Below are 3,823 nucleotides of genomic sequence, written 5' to 3'. Positions count from 1 at the left end.
GGCTTGGTGGATGGCATTATGCTCAAGGCTATTCGGGGGAAGACTCTTAGTGAGAGTCAGAAGGCATTCAACCGTGTGATCAGTAAGACAAGGTGCTTAATAGAACGCACCTTTGGCAGTATTCGTCGGTGGTTCTTGGGCGGACGCTGTCGCTACCGAGGGTTAGAGCGAACGCATACACAGAATATCCTTGAAGCTATGGCGTANTAGGGGGATAGTATTCAAGGCTCCCAAAGCCGCTCAAACACGCAAAAAACACCGAGAAAGATACAAGAACCTTTGAGCGGTGCATTGCGCAATAGTCTCCCCTAGCAGGCTCCAGACGGTGCTCTGCCTTGTTTGGGGACTACACCCCAGCTCAACCCAAAGATCCGCTCTGAGAATATCTTACACAAGTTAATATAAATCAAACAAATACAAACGATCAATTAGCGATTTAGTGTCTATCTAGCATAATCTAAAGGTTTTCTTCCCACCAATTTTCTAGGATTGATGGACACATCACAGCAAGTTAGTCCTACAATCGGCTAAAATCAGTCCTTCAATTTTGCTGAAGGCCTTATGGTTCGCACAATATTACTCCCCCACCCTTTGGGATTCTGAGCCCAAACGTTTACATAGATTAACATAAATGTAGTAGAAATGCTTAAATGCATCTCTGCCTCATAAGCACGTGGCTATATCATAGATTGGGCAATTGCATTGTGCCCTGCCCCCACCTATACGCCAAGTTAGTAGATAAGAAGACAGATATTTAGGGATATAAAAAAGCGAAAGGGAGGCCCTTTCCCCAAGGCCCCCCCTTTCTAAAGTGTAAAATCAATAACTAAGACGAAAAAGATGATATGTATTCGATTGCAAAGGTCAAACATCTTGTTTATTCCTGCAAGCAAATAAATATGTTATATAGCATCTTTTGAAGGTTTAGTTACTCTTTATCCAAAAACAACTCATTATTTACAATCTGAAGGCTACAGACGCATACACTCTGCGTGGCAACATAGGACCATACACATAGGTAGAGGCACGTCCCGGCCCCTTATCTGCATCTTGCTGATAAGCATCGAAGATATTCTGCACCCCAGCACTTAGATCGAGCGTTACGGTAGAGCTTAGTGGCAGCTCATAGTTGAGCTTGAGGTCAAGGTCAAAGAAAGGCTTAGACTTGGCTAGATAAGCATACCCCTCGGCAACACCGCTATAATGCACACCGTCCTTAACTAGGCTAAAATGCCCTCTAGCATCGGGCTGAGCCCCTTCTGGCATTCCTTCGTAAGCTTCGTGAGGCACCAACATACTACCGGTATAAGTCCCCGAGAGAATAAAGCTCAGACGCTTGAGGGGACGGAGTGTTGAGGTAAAGTAGCCGTAGACATTGGGCGTGCGTTCGTAGTCGTCGGTAGAGATCTCAGCCTGCCCCTTGTCTTTATCCTCGTCGATGAGCGTCTTCGTTTCTCCATATCGGCTACGCTGCAGGGTTAGCCCTGCTTGTAGCTCCCATAGACGTCCATGCGCAATCTTCCCCTCGATATTAGCTCCATACACCTTGGATACGCCCGAGGTACTATTGACGATGATGCGCTGCTTGATGCCATCTTTTTCCTGCTGAATGGGCGAATCCACAAACTGGTTGCGTAGGAATGTAGCAAAGCCCTCAACCATAAGATTGTACTGCCAATTGCCACCAAGAGAACCATACCAGTCAGCCGAAGCACTGAAGCTGCGCGAACGCTCCTCCTTGAGGTTGTCGGCTAGTACACGTGCTATAGGCTCACCACCTGCCAACTCTACGTGCATCTCTTCATCGAAGAACTGTGGTGCTCTGAAGCCCTCGCTATACGAGAGGCGAAGACTAAGATCCTTGATCGGATTGAAACGCATATTGGCACGAGGACTAAAAATAAGCAGAGGCTCAATGGTCTTTTTTCCATTCTGGGTGAGGCGTACATAGTCGAAGCGTCCACCGAGCAGGAAGTTCCACTTATCGCTCTTGTACTCGAGCTGATCGAACTGTGACCAAGTCTGTACATGCTGATCAATGTTGGCGGGGCGAAATCCGCTCTTGTCATTGAGCTTGCTGAAGGTACCCTCTAGCCCAGCAGTAAGGTCGAGCCCAACAGGGAATTTGTGTATGTAGAGCCCCCCTGCCTGTGCGTCCCAACCCTTGGATACACCATAGGCGGTAAGCGAACTGAGGACTTCGCCCTCGGCGTCCTTGTCATTGGGATCCTTGATACGCTTGATGAGCTCATCGGGTCTATCCCCTCCACCATAGTAGCTCTTGCGTAGCACCTCTTGGGCAGAAGCATAGAGGCTCATAGAGTGGCGGCCGCTGGCACTGCCTTGATCGAAACGAAGACTACCGCCATTGATGTAGTGCTGTAGGTACTCTGCGATATTGGCGTGGAATGGAGCCTCCTCGAGTCGGTCGCCACCTCTACGGTATTCGTGCATAGAGCGATATTCGGCCGTTAGCTTACCATATAGCCCCGTCTTGTAGTATGCACGGAAGCCCAATGAACGGTTTTTCAGCTCTGGCAACTCACTGAAGGCATCGGCATTGTAGTCATGCCCGGGGCGAACACTATGCTGCCCAAAGATCATTACCGCTGCATCTCTGTCGTCAGTAACGAGTGATCCATTGAAACTAGTCGTAGACTGTAGCGAGGATAAGCTAGCAGCCTGATTCCCGATAGCCGTATAGCTATGGGATAGACTAGCTGAATTGCGCAGTGGCTCACGGGTGATCACGTTGATCACACCTCCTACGGCATTGGAACCAAAGAGTGCCGAGCCACCGCCTCTGATTACCTCCACACGTTCAACCATAGAGGCTGGTATCTGCTCAAGCCCATAGACAGCAGCCAGCGCACTGAAAATAGGCCTACTATCGATCAAGACCTGCGAGTAGGCTCCTTGTAGACCATTGATGCGTACCTGATTGAAGCCACAGTTCTGGCAATTGTCCTCTACACGTAGCCCGGGTTGAAATCTAAGACCTTGGCTAAGATTGTCGGAGTTGGTCTTGACAAACATATCGCCTGAGAGCACCGTCACTAGACTTGGTGCCATCTTACGCAGTGTCGTTTGTCTATTAGCGGATACCACGACTCCATCTAGATCAATACTCTGCTCTACCATATAGAGGTCTATATGGCGTGTCTGCCCCTCTTTGAGGACGATACGCTCCTCCACTGAGGCATAGCCGACTAGCCTAGCCTCTAGTACATAAGCTCCAGCAGGGAGATCTTTGATTTGGAATGATCCAGCCGCATCGGTGGTAGTACCCTTGGTCGTGCCTTTGATCACGACCTGTGCGTACGGTAGTGCCTCCTTTGTCTTGGCATTAATCACCGTTCCCACGACATTAGCCCCATGCCCGGGGTGGGCAAACGCTTCTACCCTAGGCAATAGCAGGCATAGAGATAGAATGAGGGCTAGACAGTAATTTAGATTCTTCATATATAATAAATGTTTTGATGAATGAAACAAAGATATAAGGTACAAACAAGAAAAACAACCGAATACCAATCAAATACCTAATACTAGGTAAATATTTTTAATAAGACAAAGGGATATAGAAAATAGATGCCGCTAGCTACTGGGTTAGGCCTATGAGCCAGCCTAAGGTGGCAGTTGTTTAGTCAGATAGAGACTATTGCGCAATGCGCCGCTCAAAGTTTCTTGTATCTTTCTCGGTGTTTTTTGAGTGTTTGAGCGGCTTGGGGAGCCTTGAATACTATCCCCCTATCCCCATCCCTGAGGGAAGTATCCCTCAGAGATGGGGATTTTACGGTTATTTGACACCTTCAAGCACAAGCAG

General features: G+C 48.2%; 2 protein-coding genes. One reads left to right on the top strand and one right to left on the bottom strand.

Features of this window, described 5'->3' with window-relative positions; translation table 11 throughout:
* A partial coding sequence (locus tag HQ48_RS09210) for a transposase (RefSeq protein WP_152568344.1) occupies positions 1-210 on the top strand: 210 nt, incomplete at its 5' end.
* Between the two features lie 747 nt (positions 211-957).
* On the opposite strand, the gene HQ48_RS06885 is transcribed toward HQ48_RS09210, so the two are convergent.
* Positions 958-3,462, bottom strand: a complete 2,505-nt coding sequence (locus HQ48_RS06885; RefSeq protein WP_044232714.1) for a TonB-dependent receptor — start codon at positions 3,460-3,462, stop codon at positions 958-960.
* Positions 3,463-3,823 lie beyond the last annotated feature (361 nt).

It is taken from the genome of Porphyromonas sp. COT-290 OH3588 (assembly GCF_000769075.1).
Taxonomy (GTDB): Bacteria; Bacteroidota; Bacteroidia; order Bacteroidales; family Porphyromonadaceae; genus Porphyromonas.
The sequence above is the reverse complement of the archived record's forward strand: the minus strand, read 5'-3'. Positions and strand labels throughout refer to the sequence as shown.

Bases quoted from the DNA above. Each gene is read 5' to 3' on its own strand.
- HQ48_RS06885 (WP_044232714.1), bottom strand. From the start codon at position 3,462: ATGAAGAATCTAAATTACTGTCTAGCCCTCATTCTATCTCTATGCCTG.